Source organism: Microbulbifer elongatus, assembly GCF_021165935.1.
Taxonomy (GTDB): Bacteria; Pseudomonadota; Gammaproteobacteria; order Pseudomonadales; family Cellvibrionaceae; genus Microbulbifer; species Microbulbifer elongatus.
This window is the reverse complement of the sequence record NZ_CP088953.1, coordinates 770,133-789,651: the sequence shown is the minus strand read 5'-3', so window position 1 is coordinate 789,651 and position 19,519 is coordinate 770,133. Positions and strand designations below refer to the sequence as shown.

Annotated in this window: 14 protein-coding genes; 3 read left to right on the top strand and 11 right to left on the bottom strand. The window is 57.9% G+C overall.

Annotated features, from left to right (window positions below; genetic code table 11):
- Window positions 1–37 precede the first annotated feature (37 nt).
- Entirely contained in the window at window positions 38–1,618 is a 1,581-nt protein-coding gene (locus LRR79_RS03205) for a PepSY-associated TM helix domain-containing protein (RefSeq protein ID WP_231758972.1), read from the top strand.
- 123 nt (window positions 1,619–1,741) lie between these two features.
- On the opposite strand, the gene LRR79_RS03200 is transcribed toward LRR79_RS03205, so the two are convergent.
- Genes LRR79_RS03200 through LRR79_RS03190 form a run of 3 tightly spaced genes read right to left on the bottom strand, consistent with a single transcriptional unit; the run spans window position 1,742 to window position 4,282 of the window.
- The gene (locus LRR79_RS03200) at window positions 1,742–1,858 is read right to left on the bottom strand and encodes a DUF2474 family protein (RefSeq protein ID WP_231758971.1); all 117 of its coding nucleotides are present in this window, start codon (window positions 1,856–1,858) and stop codon (window positions 1,742–1,744) included.
- Window positions 1,858–2,862: a cytochrome d ubiquinol oxidase subunit II gene (cydB, locus tag LRR79_RS03195; protein ID WP_231758970.1), complete on the bottom strand. Its 1,005-nt coding sequence runs from the start codon at window positions 2,860–2,862 to the stop codon at window positions 1,858–1,860. The genes LRR79_RS03200 and cydB overlap by 1 nt, the downstream gene beginning before the upstream one ends.
- Window positions 2,849–4,282, bottom strand: a complete 1,434-nt coding sequence (locus tag LRR79_RS03190; protein WP_269455097.1) for a cytochrome ubiquinol oxidase subunit I — start codon at window positions 4,280–4,282, stop codon at window positions 2,849–2,851. Before LRR79_RS03190 ends, cydB begins: the two co-directional genes overlap by 14 nt.
- Window positions 4,283–4,585: 303 nt before the next feature.
- Between LRR79_RS03190 and LRR79_RS03185 the strand changes: the two genes are divergently transcribed.
- Entirely contained in the window at window positions 4,586–5,689 is a 1,104-nt protein-coding gene (locus tag LRR79_RS03185; protein ID WP_231758969.1) for a polysaccharide lyase family 7 protein, read from the top strand.
- Window positions 5,690–5,721: 32 nt separating this feature from the next.
- Window positions 5,722–6,825: a polysaccharide lyase family 7 protein gene (locus LRR79_RS03180; RefSeq protein WP_231758968.1), complete on the top strand. Its 1,104-nt coding sequence runs from the start codon at window positions 5,722–5,724 to the stop codon at window positions 6,823–6,825.
- A gap of 72 nt (window positions 6,826–6,897) precedes the next feature.
- Here LRR79_RS03180 and LRR79_RS03175 read toward each other — a convergent pair whose 3' ends face one another.
- The 8 genes from LRR79_RS03175 to LRR79_RS03140 all read right to left on the bottom strand — a co-directional run bounded on the left by LRR79_RS03175 (window position 6,898) and on the right by LRR79_RS03140 (window position 19,302).
- On the bottom strand, window positions 6,898–9,945 hold the full coding sequence (locus LRR79_RS03175) for a hypothetical protein (RefSeq protein ID WP_231758967.1): 3,048 nt from the start codon (window positions 9,943–9,945) through the stop codon (window positions 6,898–6,900).
- A gap of 420 nt (window positions 9,946–10,365) precedes the next feature.
- Window positions 10,366–12,195: a glutamine--fructose-6-phosphate transaminase (isomerizing) gene (glmS, locus tag LRR79_RS03170; protein WP_231758966.1), complete on the bottom strand. Its 1,830-nt coding sequence runs from the start codon at window positions 12,193–12,195 to the stop codon at window positions 10,366–10,368.
- A 214-nt stretch (window positions 12,196–12,409) separates the two neighbouring features.
- Window positions 12,410–13,168, bottom strand: a complete 759-nt coding sequence (locus LRR79_RS03165; RefSeq protein WP_231758965.1) for a DeoR/GlpR family DNA-binding transcription regulator — start codon at window positions 13,166–13,168, stop codon at window positions 12,410–12,412.
- A gap of 65 nt (window positions 13,169–13,233) precedes the next feature.
- The gene (locus tag LRR79_RS03160) at window positions 13,234–14,436 is read right to left on the bottom strand and encodes a dihydrolipoamide acetyltransferase family protein (RefSeq protein WP_231758964.1); all 1,203 of its coding nucleotides are present in this window, start codon (window positions 14,434–14,436) and stop codon (window positions 13,234–13,236) included.
- Complete coding sequence (locus LRR79_RS03155; RefSeq protein WP_231758963.1) at window positions 14,433–15,476, bottom strand: alpha-ketoacid dehydrogenase subunit beta; 1,044 nt, start codon at window positions 15,474–15,476, stop codon at window positions 14,433–14,435. The genes LRR79_RS03160 and LRR79_RS03155 overlap by 4 nt, the downstream gene beginning before the upstream one ends.
- Window positions 15,477–16,610, bottom strand: coding sequence for a pyruvate dehydrogenase (acetyl-transferring) E1 component subunit alpha (pdhA, locus tag LRR79_RS03150; RefSeq protein ID WP_231758962.1), 1,134 nt, complete (start codon window positions 16,608–16,610; stop codon window positions 15,477–15,479).
- A 417-nt stretch (window positions 16,611–17,027) separates the two neighbouring features.
- Window positions 17,028–18,404, bottom strand: coding sequence for a bifunctional UDP-N-acetylglucosamine diphosphorylase/glucosamine-1-phosphate N-acetyltransferase GlmU (gene glmU, locus LRR79_RS03145; protein ID WP_231758961.1), 1,377 nt, complete (start codon window positions 18,402–18,404; stop codon window positions 17,028–17,030).
- 82 nt (window positions 18,405–18,486) lie between these two features.
- Window positions 18,487–19,302 carry a formate/nitrite transporter family protein gene (locus LRR79_RS03140; RefSeq protein WP_231758960.1) on the bottom strand — a complete coding sequence of 272 codons (816 nt, stop codon included), beginning with the start codon at window positions 19,300–19,302 and terminating at the stop codon, window positions 18,487–18,489.
- Window positions 19,303–19,519 lie beyond the last annotated feature (217 nt).

The window sequence follows — 19,519 nt, the reverse complement described above, 5'->3', positions numbered from 1 at the left end:
TGCCCGCTGTGAGAACCCAATAAGAGATACGCAACGAATGAATGACAAAAACGCCGGTGTCAAAAACCTGATTGACGCCCACAGCTGGCTCGGTGTGATTATTTCTGTGGCCCTGTTTATCGTGTTCTGGGCGGGTTCGGTGGTTTTGTTCCACCACGAGATCCAGGCCTGGGCGCAGGTGCCGCATTTCGCCATCGACAAGGACGCACCGGATATTCCCATTGAAAACATCGTCGCGCAGAAGCTGGAAAAGTACGAGCTCAATAACGAAGCGCACCTCACAGTGGTTCTCGCCGATGATCATCACCCCTACCACCAGATTTATATCGATCTGAAACCAGAGGAGGGGTATGAAGGGCCGGAGAAATACGCACAGTTACTGGTGAACCCGAAAACCGGGGAAACCCTGGCGCAGCCGGGTGATTTCTACTTGGCCGACTTTCTATTGCACCTGCACTACGACCTGCGTCTGCCCGGCGGCATGTATCTGGTGGGTGTGGTCACACTGATTTTTCTGGTACTGATGTTTACCGGAGTCTACATCCATGCACGCAAACTGATCGGTAACTTCTTCCTGTATCGCAACGAAAGCAAGCGCAATAAAAAACTCGATATGCACAACGTGATCGGAGTGATGAGCCTGCCGTTCGGGTTGATGTATGCCATTACCGGGGTAATCTTCAATATTTCCCTGGTGTTCCAGATCGCGTTCGCGGTGTTCCAGTATGAGGGCGACCAGAACGCGATGCTGGAAGATGCCGGCTACACCATGATCACCGAAAAACCTTCCGGCAAGCCGCTGGACATGCAGCCCGCCTACGATTACGCACGCAGCCTTGGAGAGCGCACCGGCGCGCCGGTGATGATGATGCGCTTTTACAATTACGGCGACGAAAATGCGGTGATGCAGACTTACGCTGCGGACGAAAGCCGCTTTGCCCAGGTGGTGGAACACTACTATCAGGTACGCGATGGCAGCCTGATCGGACAACTGGACAGCGAACACAAAAATGCGGTCCGCAGCGGTCTGGATACCGTGGTGGCCCTGCACTTTGGCAATTTCGCCGGTGTCGATCTGCGTATTCTCTACCTGCTGCTGGGCCTCGCCGTCGCCGGTATGATCGTGGTGGGAAACCTGCTGTGGCTGGACAAGCGCGCGCTGCAGAAAAACGTCAGCCCACGTAGCATCAGCCTGGTAGCCAATCTTACCCTCGGCGGTTGCGGCGGCGTGGTACTGGCCACCGCCGGCGGTTTCCTGCTGGAGCGCATCCTACCGCTCGGCCTCGCCGCACGCGGCGACTGGGTCGCCTACAGCTTCGGTGCGATGCTGGCGCTTACCGTGGTTGGCGCATTCCTGGTGCCGAATAAACGCCGCTTCCTGTGCCTGACCCTGTGGGCCACTGCTGCACTATGTGTGGCCACCGTGATCGCCGACTGGGCCATGTTTGGCGGCAAGATGGGCGGGCTATGGCAAAACGGCTTCTACCAGGTAATTGGCATGCAGACGGCGCTACTGATCAGCGCGGCCACCTGTGTATGGATTGCCAAGGTGCTGGGCGCGAGATCAGGTAAAGCGGAGGTGGCTGCCACCGAAGAGCTTTCCCTGACAAGCAGCTAGCGTAGAAGATTTTCTGTTGGAAAAAGGTCCGATTCTCCGGACCTTTTTTTGGTTTGTAGAAACTGCCTCAGGGCAACGTCAATCACAAAGGCCCTGGTTTCGAGTGCGGCGGATGCCCTATGCTCAGGGCGCCAGCCACCACTTCAATATCAGCGACACACAACCGAGTGCCGCCACACTCATCAACCAGATTGCCAGCATCCAGCCCAGCCTTTTCCAGGTGGCACTTTCCAGCTTCATCAGTGATACCCCTCGGTACCGACCTTGCCGCGGAACACCCAGTACGCCCAGCCGGTATAGGCGAGGATCACCGGAATGATAAACACCGCACCCACCAGTAGAAACAGCTGGCTATCGCGCGGTGCGGCGGCTTCCCAAAGGGTAATCGACGGTGGAATCATGTGGGGGAAAATGCTGATACACAGTCCAACAAACCCCAGCAGAAACAGCGCCAGCGCCATCAGGAACGGCAGCAGCTCGTGACCTTTTCGCAGGCTCCAGAAAAATACCCCGGTGCAGAGAACCACTAGCAGTGGCACCTGAGCGGTAAGCAGAACCTGTGGCATCTCGAACCAGCGGCGCCAGTACTCGTGGTTCAGAAACGGCGTTGCCAGACTTACCGCGATCAGTGCCGCCACCGTGGCAATACCAAACCGGTAGGCGAGACGGTGAGCATGACGCTGACAGCCACCTTCCGTTTTGCGTATCAGCCAGGTGGCCCCCAGCAGGGCGTAACCGATCACCACCGCGATCCCCGTAAGCACGCTGAAAGGGCTCAGCCAGTCGAGCCAGCCGCCCGCATAGGCGTTGTTCTCTACCTCAATACCCTGCAGGATGGCACCGATGGTGATGCCCTGGGCCAGTGCGGCCACCGTGGACCCCACGGTGATCACCAGATCCCACAGCGGTTGGTGCGCGGGGTCCCGCCAGCGGAATTCAAATGCCGCGCCGCGAAATACCAGCCCCAGCAACATCGCAATCATCAACGGATAGGTCGCCGGCAGGATGATGGCATAGGCGAGAGGAAAAACCGCCAACAGGCCGCCGCCCCCCATTACCAGCCAGGTTTCATTGCCATCCCAGAACGGGGCGATCGAATTGATCGCCTGATCGCGCTCCTGTCCCGGGGCCAGCACCGGAGACAGAATACCGACACCGAGATCAAAGCCGTCCAGCACCACATAGGCGAAGACGGAAAAGCAGATCATTCCCGCCCAGATCAATGGCAGATCAAGACTTTCCATGGGCATTCCCTCCCTGTCCGGATGACGCGGGTGCCAGACTGGACGCCGGCGTGATCCCCGCTGCGTGGAACGGCACCTTATCGGGTTCCGATTCACCCGGGCTGGGTGGATGCCCCATAAGACGCAGCAGATAGTAGATTCCCATGCCGAACACCGCGGTGTAGACCACGATAAACGCAATCAGCGATGCCGCCACCGCCGGGGCATCCAGTGGCGAAGCCGATTCCACCGTTCGCATCAGCCCATACACGGTAAATGGCTGACGACCCACTTCAGTGGTAACCCAGCCCGCGATCACCGCCACAAACCCCGCAGGCCCCATGCACACCGCCGCCCGATGCAGCGCACGCGATGCATACAGTCGTTTTCGGCGCCGTGCGATCAGGCTCCAGCCCCCCAGAGCCAGCATCGCGAAGCCAATGGCAACCATCACGCGAAATGACCAGAACACCACCGCCACCGGCGGCCAATCCTCTCGAGGGAAATCGGTCAGCCCCGGGAGCGGTGCATTCGGATCGTGTTTGAGTATCAGCGAACCCAGCTTGGGAATGGCGACCTTGTAGTGCACTGTCGCGGCGTCTTCATCTGGAATTCCGAACAGAATCAGCGGAGCACCATCGGGGCTGGGGTCAAAATCCCCCTCCATCGCCAGCACCTTCGCCGGTTGATGTTCCAGCGTGTTCAATCCGTGGAGGTCACCGACAAAAATCTGCACTGGAGTGACGATGACCGCCATCCACATGGCCATAGAGAACATCTTGCGCGCGCCGATATTGTTGCGATCTCTCAGAAGGTGCCAGGCGCCAACGCCGCCCACCGCGAACGCCGTGGTGAGGTAGGCGGCGGTTACGGTATGCACCAGCCGGTAAGGGAAGCTGGGGTTGAAGATCACATCCCACCAGGAGTCGCCGACAATAAACTGCCCCTGGTCATTGATTTCAAAGCCCGTCGGGGTCTGCATCCAGGAGTTGACCGACAGTATCCAGAAGGCGGACACCACGGTGCCAAGGGCGACCATACAGGTGGCAAAAAAATGCAGGCGTTTGCCCACCTTGTTGATACCAAACAGCATCACACCGAGAAATCCCGCCTCGAGAAAGAAGGCGGTGATTACCTCGTACCCCATCAATGGTCCGATCACCGGGCCAGCCTTGTGGGAAAACTCCGACCAATTGGTACCGAACTGGTAGGAGAGCACGATTCCCGAGACGACCCCCATGCCAAATCCCACGGCAAATATTTTCAACCAGTAGCGATAAAGGTTTGCATAGACGCCGCGGCCGGTTTTTAGCCACAGGCCCTCCAATACCATCAGGTAGCTGGCCAGACCGATGGAGAAAGCCGGAAATATAAAATGGAAAGACACGGTAAATGCAAACTGCACCCGCGCGAGGAAAACGGCGTCTAGATGCTCGAACACTGTCTGAGTACCCTGGTGAATGACTTTATCTGCCCTGATAAAAAGTAGTCGCCAGCGGAATGCTGTCTAGCCTCAGACACCCACTCGACCCCTTCAGAGACGTACATTGCCGCGCATATCCGCGGCGCCTGCCAGCGGATCGGGGTGGAAACTGGTTAACCAATTTCCGCAGAAAATCTGGAAAATTACGGTTTTCACGCGGTGAAGATGCAAAAATCTGTGCCTCAGATTTTCTACCCAGGCGCCCGTACCTACCGAGCGCATCATCTGTTGTATACCTGTAGTCTGATATCGGTCGATGTAATGTTAAAAACTCCACACCATTTCCCGTCTCTCACCTTTTCACGCAAACTCATCTCGTTCGCCGCAGGCTGCGTAGTTCTGTCCGCCTGTCAGAGCGAGCCGCAGGCTTCCGCTACGGCAACCGGCGACCCCATGCACAACACCACGGTGGTGCCAGGCTCGCTGATCGACCTTCGCCACTGGAAAATCACGCTGCCCACCGACAGCAACGGCGATGGCAAGATCGACGAAGTGAGCCCACCGCAGATTTTACGCCTGTATGAACCGCGCTTCTTTTACGGAAACGACAAAGGCGAAGTAGTGTTCACCGCCCCCAACAAGGCCATCACCACCGCCAACTCCACCAACACCCGCAGCGAGCTGCGACAGATGGTAGACCCGCAGGGCGGAAAAACCAAAGCGCCCAGCAACAACTTTGCGCTGGCCGCACACCCTCAGGCGGAGCGCTTTGGCTCAATTGGCGGGCGCCTTTCTGCCACCCTCGCGGTCAACCATGTGGCGGTAACCGCGACGCACCCCGATAAAAAGCCTGCTTTTTCCGTCGTGGTTGGTCAGATTCATGCGGGCAAGGATGAAAGCCTGTTAAAAAACGGTTTTGGTTACGGCAACGAACCGTTGAAGATCTACTACAAGAAATTTCCCGAACACGAATACGGCTCGGTCTTCTGGACCTACGAACGCAACCTGGCAAAGGATGACCCCAACCGTACCGACATCGCATACCCGGTATGGGGCAATACCTGGGAATCCTTGGAGAATCCGGGGCAGAAAGGTATCAAGCTGAATGAATCGTTCAGCTACTCCGTCGACGTTGTCGGTAACGTTATGCAGCTGACGTTTACGGCACCGGACAAGCCGCGGGTGGAATACTCAATAGATCTCTCCAACAACACCGATGCGTACGGAAATGCCGATAGCCTCGACAACCCGGCTGGTTACGCCGGCGACTGGTTTTACTTCAAGGCCGGCGCCTACAACCAGTGCAGCAGTAAAGATCAGCCGGGCATGTGGTATGCCGGTTGTGCCGGTTCAGGGGTCTGGGCAGAGGACTACCGGGATGGCAACTACGTACGGGTAAGTTTTTCTTCGATTGATTTGAAGTAACGCGATGGTTGATGCATTGCAGGAGTGAAATAATGAATAAAAACCTGACTTCGATGAAAACTCTCGATTTTATCGCCCGCAGTACCGCGCTGGCTGGTACCTGCCTGGCACTATCGGCGTGCCAGAGTGGCGCGGAGGCACAGTCCGAGCAAGTCGCCAATGTGGATCGAGCACCCGTAATTGTACCGGGCGCTCTGATGGACTTAAGCCATTGGAAAATCACCTTGCCCACCGACAGTAATCGCGATGGCAAAATCGATGAAGTGGAACCGCCACAGGTTTCACGCCTGTACGACCCGCGCTTTTTCTATACCAACGAAATAGGCGAAGTAGTATTTGCCGCGCCCAATAAAGCCGTAACCTCCATCATCTCTTCCAACACCCGCAGCGAACTGCGACAGATGATCGACCCTGTCAACTCCGATACACGCTCCCCCGGGAACAATTTTGCACTGGCTTCGCACCCCAGGGCGAGACGCTACGGAGCAGTTGGCAGCTGGATGTCGGCAACGCTGAGAGTCAATCACGTCGCGGTTGAAGCCAAGAACCCCGACAGAGCACCTGCGTACTCCGTGGTAGTTGGCCAGATGCACTCGGGCAAAGATGAAAGTCGTTTAAAAAGTGGTTTTGGCTATGGCAATGAGCCGCTGAAAATCTACTTTAAAAAGTGGCCGCACCACGAGCACGGATCCGTTTTCTGGACCTACGAGCGCAACCTGGAAAAAGATGATCCGAACCGTACCGATATAGCCTATCCGGTGTGGGGGAACACCTGGGAATCTGCGCAAGACCCCGGTGAAAACGGTATCAAACTGAATGAGGAGTTCAGTTACACCATCGATGTAGATGGTGACATGATGCATCTGACCTTCAAGTCCCCGAACAAACCACGGGTCGAGTACTCGGTAAACCTGGCAGATAACGTCAATCCCTATGGCGAAGTCGATCCACTGGATAACCCCCGTGGTTACCAGGGTGACTGGTTCTATTTTAAAGCGGGGGCCTACAATCAGTGCAGTACCAAAAACCAGGATGGTATGTGGTATGCCGGCTGCGGTGGTACGGGCAACTGGGAACTGGATAAAGCACAGGGCCACTATGCCCAGGCCAGCTTTTCCGCACTGGTATTGAAGTAACCGTTACTTTTCCTGCGACAACAAAAAAGCCGGTGGGATGACCACCGGCTTTTTTGGTTAACGAGCTCTCGATCAGCAAGCCAATCTTCGGCGCCACAGACCGCCGAGCGCCAGCAGGCAGAGCAGCCAGAGGCCGGTACTACCACCGCTGGATCCTCCACTGCTACCACCATTATCTACCGGGGTCTGATCACCGCCGCCGGTGTTGATGTCGTCAGAAGAATCGTCATCTCCACCATTGTCGGTATCGCCGTCACCTTGGTCGCCATTGTCCGAACCACCGTCATCAGTTCCTCCATCGTCGGGAGCCGCGGCTTCCTGCAAGGTAAAGGTGAAGGTCTCTTCTTCCGAAGACAGCATCGGATTGCCGTCATCGGTCACCACAACGCGTGCGCTGTACTCACCGAGAGCCATCGACAACGGATCGAAGGAGAAGGAAGCCTGGTCGCCGGGTGTTACCGGCAGCTCCTCGGTATACCACTGATAGCTGTGGCTATCGCCGCCGTTTACATCTTCAACAACCGCGGTCAGCGTGATCTCTCCGGCGTCGTTAATAAATATCGTACCGTTCTCTCCTGCCTGGGATCCTGTTATCTGCACTGTGGGTGCCACATTATTGTCCGTCACCGTCATGCGGTGACTGCTGCGCGAGTCGTCAATTGGCATGGCAAATACATCGGCGCTACCTGCGATTGCCGAGACCAGCGCGAAAGAGAGTACCTCGTCTGCTTCTTGCAGACCGTCGCCTACCACTGGGATTCGCACAGCAGCGTTTTCCAGGGCATCCACGGAGTCGATAGTGACAAGTAATTCACTCGGGTCTACACCACTTTCACCTTCGGTAACCATGTCGTCGGTAGTCGCGGTGCTTTCCGACTCCACCCAGGTGGCCAGAATGGATATCGGATAGGCGGGGGAGGGGCCCGACAGCTCCACTGCTAGCAGCGCATCCCGGTCTTCACCGGTAATGGATTCGTCCTGAGTAAAGCGCACCTGCGGGTATACGTTGACCGCTTGTGACAGGGGCTCAGAGCGATTCCCCGCGTCGTCGACCGCAAACCAATCCAGGCTGAGGGCACCGCTTGGCAAAGACACCTGCTGATCGGCATTGATCGCAAGTAGTTCACCACTCAGCTCTACCTGATAGTCCAGCTCATCGTCGAAATTATCGATGGCCTGAGCTTCGTTCACGTTCAGGGTGACCAGAGTGCTTTCGCCAGTGGCCGCTACGCTGATAGCCGCGGGTACCTGGAGGATTTCTGGAGCGTCCTCGTCCTCAGTGCGTGTCGGGTCGGACGGATAAGGATCCTCGCTGTTCACCAGGCCATCGTTGTCGGTATCGTTCAGCGATTCATCCAGTGTCAGCCCTGACCCAGACTGGCAGTCGCTGTCGCAATCCTCATGCCAGGCGTCAGGCAAACCGTCATTATCGGCATCCACGGATGCAGCACCGTTGGTTGCAAACGCGTCCTCGTCATTTACCACACCATCGTTGTCGGTGTCATTAAGGGAGACATCCAGTGTCAGGCCAGAGGAGGACTGGCACTCGCTATCGCAGTTCTCCAGCCACGCATCTGGAAAGCCATCACCATCATCGTCCACGGCTGCGGCGGAATTGGCAATGAACGCATCGTTGTCGTTCTCGACACCGTCGTTGTCGGTATCGCTCAAGGAAGGATCCAGTACAAGACCCGATTCGGACTGGCAATCGCTGTCGCAGCCCGCAAGCCAGGCATCCGGATAACCGTCATCATCCAGGTCGACGGACGCAGCCTGATTCGCCGGAAAGGCATCATCTTCATTCGCAACGCCATCATTGTCGTTGTCGTCGTCCAGGGTGAGGCCGGAGGAGGACTGACAGGCGCTGTCGCAGTCGCTGTTCCACTGGTCTGGCATACCATCCAGATCGGTGTCCAGTACAGCAGCGGGGTTGCTGGGAAACTGATCCAGCACTAGGCCACTCGCGCTGCGACATTCGTCCTCACAGCCTGACTTCCAGAAATCCGGTGACCCGTCGCCATCGCTATCGACACTGGCCGCGAATTGCGTAGGAAAATCGTCGAAGTCCGCTTCGCTGCCATCTCCGTCGGCATCCCGATAAACACGACCTCCCATACGCAGTCCAGGAAGCTCTGTGTTGGTACCGAAATCCCAATAACCGTTACCCTGCTCGTCAGTAAAACTACTCCAGGTTTCGTACAGAACCTTCGCTGAGCAGTTTGTATTATCCGCGCTGGTAGGACACTGGAGCTCCGCAAGCGTTGCTGGAGTGCCTCCATAGCTGATATTTTGCCCAGACGCATCAGTAGCCCAATAGCTCACAGAGGTTTCGGTGTGGTCGCCTGACCAGCTATACCCCACCAAACCTCCGACTACGCGGCTTTGAACATAGGCGGTAGACATACTGGCTATCACATTCGCGCCCAAGCGATACCCGAGTAATCCGGCTATGTCGTTATCTCCATCTCCTCTTACGAATCCTGTGACATAGCTGGCGACAATATCGGTTCCGGTAGTAGAGCCAACTAAGCCACCAACACCACCTCCCGTACCATGAACGTAACCACTGACAAAGGTTGCGGTGATCTGACCTCCCTGCGCATAACCGACCAATCCTCCCACCACGTTCCGCGCCTGCACACGCATAAGTGGTCCAGATAGGCCGAGTTCTTTTACCGTGGCATTTATAATAATGCCGAACAAACCCTGCGAATCCGAGGTTGGTCTAGCGATCATCAAGTTACGAATCAGATAACCGTTACCGTGAAAAATACCGCTGAAAGCGTCATCTCTGGAGCTACCTATCGGTTGCCAACCGGCACCGCTATTCCAGAATGTATCTTCAACATTCAGTACCCCATCCCCATTGGTATCAAAATCCAGATCCGTGGTGAGCTCGAAACCAACACAACCCTCTGCAGGACAACCCTCACTGCTGCCATAGAGCGACGTGCCATCCAGGTTATTGCGAACTTCATCCAGGTCGGCCCAGTCGTTGATTTCGATCAGGCCGTCGTCGTCGAGGTCATAATCTGAACGGCCGTCAGCGGACCAGGCTTGCTGAGCGGAAATCAGCAGGGAAAGAATTAGCGAAAAAAATAGGGAAATAGCGCGAGGCATCACACTCTCCATGTTGCAAACTATTGGGCTTCCGGCCCGATCAGTTCTAATTTTGAATACCGCAGAAGTAAGCACGGTAGAAAAGGCTGCCGACCTTAACAAATAAAGTCTGTTCGAAAAAAGTTGAACACTTGGATTTATTGAACATCATCTAAATAATTGGCGCGAATTTATTCTTTGTATATTTTTCCCTTATTTTTAAGGGAAAAATTACACATGATTACACCTAATTAGCACCAGTGTACTTATTATTGATGATTGATTTTTGGAAGAATCAGATAGGTGTGATTTCTATTTATTTGTTAGGGAAGAATAAGAGAATTGTATTTGGAACGGTTGTTTCAGATTTTCTATTTCGTTAATGGTAAAACGAACATGGGCCGCAATAGCGGCCCATGGTTTACGAAATAAATTTTTGAATTATTCCACCGTAACCGATTTCGCCAGGTTGCGCGGCTGATCCACGTCGGTACCTTTCAGCAAGGCCACGTGGTAACTCAATAATTGCAGTGGAACCGTATATAAAATAGGAGACAGGCTTTCCGGCGCTTCCGGGACTTCCACTACGGTTACGCCTGGCTCGCTGTTAAAACCCGATTGCGGGCTGGCAAATACAAACAGTTCGCCACCCCGTGCGCGTACTTCTTGCAGGTTGGATTTCAGTTTTTCCAGTAGCTCATCGTTCGGTGCAACGACGATCACCGGCATATCCGCATCCACCAGGGCCAGGGGGCCGTGTTTGAGTTCGCCGGCGGGATAGGCTTCGGCGTGGATGTAGGAAATCTCTTTCAGTTTGAGCGCGCCTTCCAGAGCGATTGGATATTCGACGCCGCGGCCTAAAAAGAGTGCGTGATTTTTTTCTGCGAAGGCTTCACTGGTGGCTTTTACCAGGGCGTCGAGGCTGGTGAATTTTTCCATCAGTTTGGGCAGCTGGTGCAGGGCGTCGATGAGTTCCGCTTCGCGCTCGCCGCTCATGCCGTTGGCTTTGGCCAGGGCGATACAGAATATCTGCAGGGCGACCAGCTGGGTGGTGAAGGCTTTGGTGGAGGCGACGCCGATTTCCGGGCCGGCTTCGGTCATCAGGTGCAGTTCGGATTCGCGCACCAGCGAGCTGTTGGGCACGTTGCAGATGGTCATGGAAGCGAGGTAGCCAAGCTCTTTGGCCTGCCGCAGTGCCGCTAGGGTATCGGCGGTTTCGCCGGACTGGGAGATGGTGACGAACAGGGTGCCCGGGCGCACGGCGGTTTTGCGGTAGCGGATTTCGCTGGCGACTTCGACCGAGCAGGGGACCCCGGCCCAGTCTTCGATCCAGTAGCGGGCGACGAGGCCGGCGTGGTAGCTGGTACCACAGGCGACAATCTGTACCTGTTTTACCTGGGGCAGAATTTCGTTGGCGGCGGTGCCGAGAGCCTGGGACAGTACCGAGTGTTCGCCGATGCGGCCGGCCATGGTGGCTTCGACCACTTTGGGCTGCTCGAAAATTTCCTTCTGCATATAGTGGCGGTAGCGGCCCTTGTCGGCGGCGTCGTGACCGCCCTGGAGTTTGTTGACCGGGCGGCTGACTTCTTCACCGGTTTTATCCCAGATGGCGATACCGTCGCGGGTGACTTCGGCGATGTCACCTTCCTCTAAAAAAATAAAGCGGTCGGTGACCTGTTGCAGGGCCATGGGGTCGGAGGCGATAAAGTTTTCGTCATAGCCGACGCCGATCACCAGGGGGCTGCCGAGGCGGGCGCATACCAGACGCTCGGGTTCGGTGGAACAGACGACGCCGAGGGCATAGGCGCCGTGGAGTTTTTCGGTGGCGGCGGAGACGGCTTGCAGCAGGTCGCGGTTGTCTTTGGCGAGCTCGTGGATCAGGTGGACGACGACTTCGGTATCGGTTTCCGACTGGAATTCGTAGCCTTTGTTGATGAGTTCTTGGCGCAGTTCCTGGTAGTTTTCGATGATGCCGTTGTGCACCAGGGCGAAGTTGCCGGAGGCGTGCGGGTGGGAGTTTTTGTCCGACGGTACACCGTGGGTGGCCCAACGGGTGTGGGCGATGCCGAGCTGGCCGGCGGTGGGACTGTCGTCGAGGGCGGATTCGAGGTCGGCGACCTTGCCCTGTGTTTTACGCAGTTGCAGTTTGCCGTCGCCGTTGACGAGGCACACACCGGCGGAGTCATAGCCGCGGTATTCCAGTCGACGAAGGCCTTCCAATAGGATTCCGGTTACGTTTCTTTGGCCTAGGGCGCCTACGATTCCACACATATTTCTTACCTCGGTATTTGTTTTTTGCCTTCGGATCTTTGTCCTGTGGCGGTGGCGCTACCGGGTGGGCCTTTGTGAGACACGGACTAGGCGTCCCCCCTCAACCCATCCATGGGGGCTCTTCTAAAACATCCCTGTTTTAGAAGGTCTCGCAAACCCTTACCCGGTATCGCCACCTTCGCATTTAATTTCAGTGTTCTATTCAGGCCGATATTCAGACATCGGCGCAGATTACGTGCAGCCCTCGGCTTTCAAGTTGCGCACAAACTTTGTCTTCGATTCCACTGTCGGTCACTAATGTGCCGAACATTTCCCAGCTCAGTTCCACGTTTGGAATGCGTCGTCCCACCTTGCTCGATTCCGCCATCACCACCACTTCGCGGGCGACGTCGGCCATGACTCGGGAGAGGCCGATCTGTTCGTTGAAGGTGCAGGTGCCGCGCTCGAGGTCGATGCCGTCGGCGCCGATAAAGGCCTGGTCGAAGTCGTAGCCGCGCAGGACCTGTTCGGCGACCTGGCCCTGGAAGGCTTCGAAGTGGGGGTCCCAGGTGCCGCCGGTCATCAGCAGGGTGGGTTCGTTTTCCAGCTCCCGCAGCTGGTTGGCAACGTGCAGGGAGTTGGTCATGACGACGAGACCGCGTTTGTGGTTGAGCTCGGGGATCAGGCCCGTGGTGGTGCGGCCGTAGTCGATGACGATGCGGTTGTGGTCGCGGATCAGCTCGGCGGCGGCGCGGCCGATGGCGCGTTTGGTCTGGGACAGAGGATCTTCGGCTACCAGTTCCCGGGGCAGGGGGATGGCGCCGCCGTGGCGGCGCAGCAGCAGGCCACTGACTTCCATGGCTGCCAGATCCTTTCGGATCGTAACTTCGGAGGTTTCGAACTGGCGCGCCAGTTCCTCGACGCTGGCTTCACCGGCTTCGTTGATCTGGCTGAGTATCTGGTGGCGGCGCTGTTGGGTGTTACGCTTGGACATTCGCGTTGGGCAAGCTCGCTCAAGTTTCGTTTCGTAATTTAAGCATAGCAAACCGAAACTGAAGTTCACACCTGAGTTTTGCTGAGGTGCCCTTTTACGGCTTTCAGGAATCTGGCCAGCTCGCCGCCGGTAACCGCGCGGTGGTCGGCGGTTATCGACAGGGGCAACAGTTTGCGCACCCGGGCTTTGCCTTTGTGGGGCAGCACCGCCTTGTGCGCGCGGCCGGCGCCGACGATACACACCAGAGGCGGCACTACCACCGGGGTGGCGAAGCGGCCCGCCAGGCTGCCAAAGTTGGAGAGGTGGATGGTGGCGCCCTGCAGGTCCTGCTGGGGGATGGCACCTTCATGGGCCTGCTGTTTGAAACGGGCGATTGTCTCCTGCAGCGCATCCTCGCTCTGCGCGCCAGCGTCTTTGATCACCGGCACAAACAGGCCTTTGGGCACGTCCACTGCCAGACCCACATTGACCGGAGATTTCGGCTCCAGCACATCGTTTTCAAAGTGGGCATTGAGGTTTGGCTCGTCCGCAGCGGCGAGCGCGATGGCTTTGAGCAGGCGCAAGGTGGCGCTGGTACCTTTGGGCCAGTCGGAGATATCCACCTCGTCGAACAGGGTCATGGGACAGACCTGGTCGCGGGCGCGGTTCATGGCCAGCAGCATGGCGCGACGGGCGGGGGCCATTTGACCGTGGTCACTTACGGTCTTTTCCCGTTCTTTCGCGATGGTTTCGTCGCTTTTCTCTGGTTTTTCACTCCATCTCGGTAGATCTTCACCGCGAGCGGCGGCGCGCACTTCCGCTTCGCTGAAGCGGGCCCCGGACGGATGCAGGCTTTCCAGATCCACGCCCAGCCGGCGGGCGAGGGCGCGGATCGCGGGGGTGGCGCAGTGGGGGCGGTTGGCGACGGGGCGTTGCTCTACAGCCAGTGCCTCGCGGCCCTGTTCGATCTTGCCGACCACGGTACCGCTGTCACCGCCGATTGTGCTTTCGGCGGCTGTGGATGCGTTTTTCTGCTGCGAGGCGGAAGTCGGTTCCGCACCGGCAAATCCGATCAGCGGCTGGCCGGTTTCCAGTGTCTCGCCTTCCGCGGCAAACAGGGTTTCCACTGTGCCGGAATAGGGGGAGGGAACCTCTACCAGTGCCTTGGCAGTTTCCACGGTCACCAGGGTCTGATCCGCTTTGACGCTGTCACCCTCGTCCACATGCCATTCGCGCACCACCGCATCCGGCAGGCCTTCACCCAGGTCGGGGAGTTTGAAGATCTTCATCGGCCTCCCTCCGCTCCGGGTGCGCGGACACCGTCACGAACCCCATCACGGACATAGTTAAGTGCAGAGCGGGCGCCAGCCAGGATGCGCTCGACGCCCGGCAGATAGGCATTTTCCAGCTGGTAATACGGCATCACCGTGTCGTAACCGGTGACCCGCTGCACCGGCGCATCAAGCAGGTCGAAGGCGTACTCCTGAATCTGTGCGGCGATTTCCGCCCCCAAACCACCAAAGCGCGCGGCTTCGTGGACCACCACACAGCGGCGGGTTTTCTCCAGGGAGTCGATGATGGTGTGGATATCCAGGGGTTTGAGGGTAGCGGGGTCGATGACTTCCGCTTCGATGCCGTCGCGGGACAACTGTTCAGCGGCGGCGAGAGTCTCGCGGACGCTTGCGCCCCAGGCCACCATAGTCAGGTCGCTGCCTTCACGCAGCACAAAAGCGCGGTCCAGTGGCAGGGCTTCGCCATCATCCGGCACCGGTTGTTTGGCCGCACGGTAGATGCGTTTGGGTTCGAGAAAGATCACCGGGTCCGGATCGCGAATTGCTGCCAGCAGCAGACCATAGGCCCGCGCGGGAGAGGAGGGCACCACCACCCGCAGGCCGGGAATATGCGCAAAAATCGCCTCGGTGCTCTCACTGTGGTGTTCCGGCGCGTGAATCCCACCGCCGTAGGGCGCGCGATAGACGATGGGGCAACTGAGGCGGCCGCGGGTGCGATTGCGCATGCGTGCGGCGTGGCTGAGGATGTGGTCGAGCCCCGGGTAGATAAAGCCCATAAACTGGAATTCCGCCACCGGCCGCAGTCCCTGGGTGGCCATACCCACGGCGATGCCGGCGATCATGGTCTCGGCCAGTGGGGTGTCCAGCACCCTATCGGCACCGAAGGTTTTCTGCAGCCCGTCCGTTGCCCGGAATACGCCGCCGTTCGCACCAATATCCTGCCCGAACACTACCACTTCCCGGTTGTTTTTGAGCTCAAAGGCCAGCGCCTGGGTGACCGCTTCCACCAGGGTGATCGCACTGTTTTGTTCGGCCATCTAACCCTTTCCCCCCATCGCCGTACCTTTCTGCAATTCCCGATGCTGCTCGTCACGCAACTGGTCGTACTGCTCGTACAGTCCCTCCGGCAATTGCGCGTAGAGATGATCGAAGATGGCGGTCACCGGTTCCGGCGCGCGGGATTCCCAGTTATTCAGCGCCGCTTCCATAATCTGCGCCAGCTCCCGATCCAGATCCTGCTGCTTGGCATCACTCCACAGCCCCTGATCCCGTAGATAGGTATCCAGCCGTTTGATCGGCTCCCACAGCCACGCCTGCTCCAGCTCCTCGGCACTGCGGTAGCGGCTGGCGTCGTCGGCGGTGGTGTGGTCGCAGAGTCTGTAACTGATGGCCTCTATCAGCGCCGGACCTTCGCCTTGCCGCGCCCGCTGTATTGCGTCCCGCACCGCCCAGGCGACTGCTACCACGTCGTTGCCATCCACCTGCAGCGCAGGGATACCGGCGGCGATGGCTTTCTGGGCGATGGTCTGGGTGCCGGTCTGGGCGCTTCTCGGCACGGAAATGGCCCATTGATTGTTGTTCACCACAAATACCATGGGCAGCTTCCATACCCCGGCGAGGTTCATGGCTTCGTAGAAATCCCCTTTGGAAGTGGCGCCCTCACCGGCGCTGGCGACGGCGACCTGCAGTGGCTGATTGTTTTGCTGGTGGCGGTATTTCAGTGCAAAGGCGACGCCGGCGGCGTGCAGCATCTGGGTGGCGATGGGCACACAGATGGGAAGATCTTTCGGTGCGTGCTGGAAGTTCTGTCCGCGCTCGTCGCCACCCCAGATGGCGAGGATCTCTTCGATTTCCACACCACGCTCAAGCAGGGCGCCGGTTTCCCGGTAGTAGGGGCAGTAGGCGTCTTCCGCCATCAGCGCATTGCCGGTGGCGATGCCGATGGCTTCCTGGCCGAGGGTGGAGGGATAGGTACCGAGGCGGCCGGTGCGCTGCAGTTTTACCGCGCGGTCGTCCACTAGCCGGGCCAGTTGCATTTGCCGGTGGCAGTGGGTGAGCCAGTCGGGAGTGGCAAATTCGGGCAGGGGCTGTGTCTCCCGGCCCTGCTTGTCCAGGTACTGAAGATAGGCGATATCGAAGGAAGCCTGGAGCTGCAGGCGAGGTTTATGCATCGGCGGGGTTCCTTGGATTCCGATGCTTTCAGTGTAGTTGGGGGTTCTCAAGGTTACGGGGTTCGTTTTCTCGGAGTCCGGTGGCGGCAAATCACCGGGTGTTAATTTTCGAAACCGCTGTGAATACATCCATGTACGCTGCGTCGGCGACGTCCCTGTCGCCGACGCTTTCGAAAATTAACACCCGGCACTTTGCCTTCTCTTAACCCCATTGACTTCGTTAGTAGACTAGGAAAGTTCTTTCGAAGTGAATTGGGTTCGACTGAAGGTGGAGTGCCGGGTAAAGGTTTTCAGGAGCGTCGCAAACAGGATGTTTGCGCCGCAGCGCCCAGGGATGGGTTCACAGCGGTCCTGAAAACCTTTACCCGGTGCTCCGTCGCCGCCCAACCAAATTCGAAGCACCCAGGACCACGAGACTCAGGACTTTTTGGTGGGTCGTTGCCACCCGGAGATATTGCGCTGCTTGCCACGGGCCACAGCCAGTTCGTCAGCACTCACTTCACGGGTAATAGTGGAACCAGCACCAATGGTCGCACCGGCGCCAATTTCGACCGGGGCAACCAGTGCGGAGTTGGAGCCGATAAAGGCGCCATCGCCAATGGTAGTCTTAGATTTGTTCACGCCGTCGTAATTACAGGTGATGGTACCGGCGCCAATGTTTACGCCTTCGCCCACTTCCGCGTCGCCGATATAGGAGAGGTGGTTTACCTTGCTGCCGAGGCCGATTTTGGCCTTCTTGGTTTCGACGAAGTTACCCACCTTGGCTCCGCTGGCCAGCTCGGTGCCCGGGCGCAGGCGAGCGAAGGGGCCGATGGTGCAGGTTTCGCCGACGACGGCGTCTTCGATAATGGAGTTGGCTTCCACCACGGTACCCGCCGCCAGTTTGCAGTTCTTCAGCAGGCAGTTGGGACCGATCTGAACATTGTCGCCGAGGGTGACCTCGCCCTCGAAGATGCAGTTGATATCGATGGTAACGTCGGCGCCGCAGTCGAGGGTGCCGCGCACATCAATGCGCGCAGGGTCCAGCAGGGTAACGCCCGCGGTCATCAACGTATTGGCATTGTCCTGCTGCAGCGCGCGCTCCAGTTCCGCCTGCTGCGCGCGGCTGTTGACGCCGGCAACTTCAAACGGGTCTTCAGCGATCACGCCGGTCACGGCGATATTCTCACTCACAGAGCGCGCGATCACATCGGTGAGGTAGTACTCACCCTGGGCGTTGTCGTTGGAGAGTTCCGGCAGCCATTGGGCCAGCAACTTGCCCGGGGCGGCGAGGATACCCGTGTTGATCTCGCGGATGGTGAGGGTGGCCTCGTCGGCGTCTTTCTGTTCCACAATCGCCTGTACCGCATTGGCGGTGTCGCGCACGATACGGCCGTAACCGGAGGGATCGTCCATCACTACGGACAACAAAGCCGGGCCGTTTGCAGAAGCTTTGAGCAGATCTTCCAGGGTGGCGGTTTTTACCAGCGGTACGTCGCCGTAGAGTACCACCACCGTGGCACCTTCACGGAAGTTCGGGATCGCCTGGGCCACCGCGTGACCAGTGCCCAGCTGCTCGGTCTGCTCCACAAACCGCACGCCACTGTCGGCAAAGCGCTCGCGCACCAGTTCGGCACCGTGGCCGATGACCACGGTAATCGATACATCCCCCAGACCCTCTTCACCCAAACCCTGGGCCGCGTTGATGACCCGTCCCAGCATGGGTACCCCTCCGATGGGGTGGAGCACTTTGGGCAGGTCGGAGCGCATGCGGGTGCCTTTGCCGGCGGCGAGAATGACGACATCGATGGTCATGGAAAATCCGTTCAGGTGGGTGAAAATCGTCGGCAATTGTGGCGGCCCGGGGGGCAGATCTCAAGCCGGACGGGGTCACCGATTAGGGCTTTGGGCCATTGGCCACATAGCTGTACTTCAGCATACCCACAAAGATCGAACCGCCAATGGTGTTTCCCAGGGTCGCCACGCCGAGAAAACGCAGCCCCTCCCATAACCTCATGGTGGACTCATCGCTCAACAGGGCACAGAAAATGCCCACCGCACCGGCGATACAGTGGGCCAGCCCACCCAGGCCGATAACGAACGCAATCAGCGCCACCACGACGATCCGGCTGATGGTCTCCGCCGCTGATGCCACCATCCAGCCCAGCAGCCCCATCAACCAGCCGGCAAAAATGGCACCGACAAACTGCCCCCTGGGAATGTCTGCCAGCAGCTTTTCTCCGTAATAGGCAAAAATACCGGCGTCCAAGCGCTCGGTCACTTCCACATAGTGCACAAACAGCAGGCTGAACAGAAAGGCACCCACCATATTGCCCGCGTAAATCACCCCCCAGACACGCGCGAGACTGGCCACCCGCTCACGACCGCTCAAGAGGGGCAGAATGGCCAGGGTGGTGTGTTCGGTAAACAGATCCGAGCGGCCGATGATGACCAGAATAAATCCGATGGGATAACTGAGCGCCACCAGCAGGTACATCAGCTGCTCGAACTCGGGGCCGTTGAAGTGGCTGTAAAACGCCGCCATCAAAAACAGACTGAAGCCGATCTCCAGGCCCGCCGCCAGTGAGGACAGAAACAGGGAACGGTTATTGCGCTGGTACTCGTGCAGGCTCTCCTGCATCTGTTCCTGCAGAATATCCCGTTCACTTTTGGGGCGCCCGGCTTCGGTACCCGGCCTGCTTTTATGACTCATGTTCGGAAGCCTGTTCACCGACGTTAGCAGCAAGTCTAGACCCCTGACGCCGTGGCCACCGGAACATACTCTCGCCGCCCGCGTGGAGAATTAACACGCGCAGGTGGACCTCTGCGGGCATATATCCCGCAGGGGGGCAATATTCAGAACTATATGCCGTTCGGCGCAGCTTCGTTGTCTTTCCCCGACATTTCAGTAATTTGAAGAAAAAATTAAC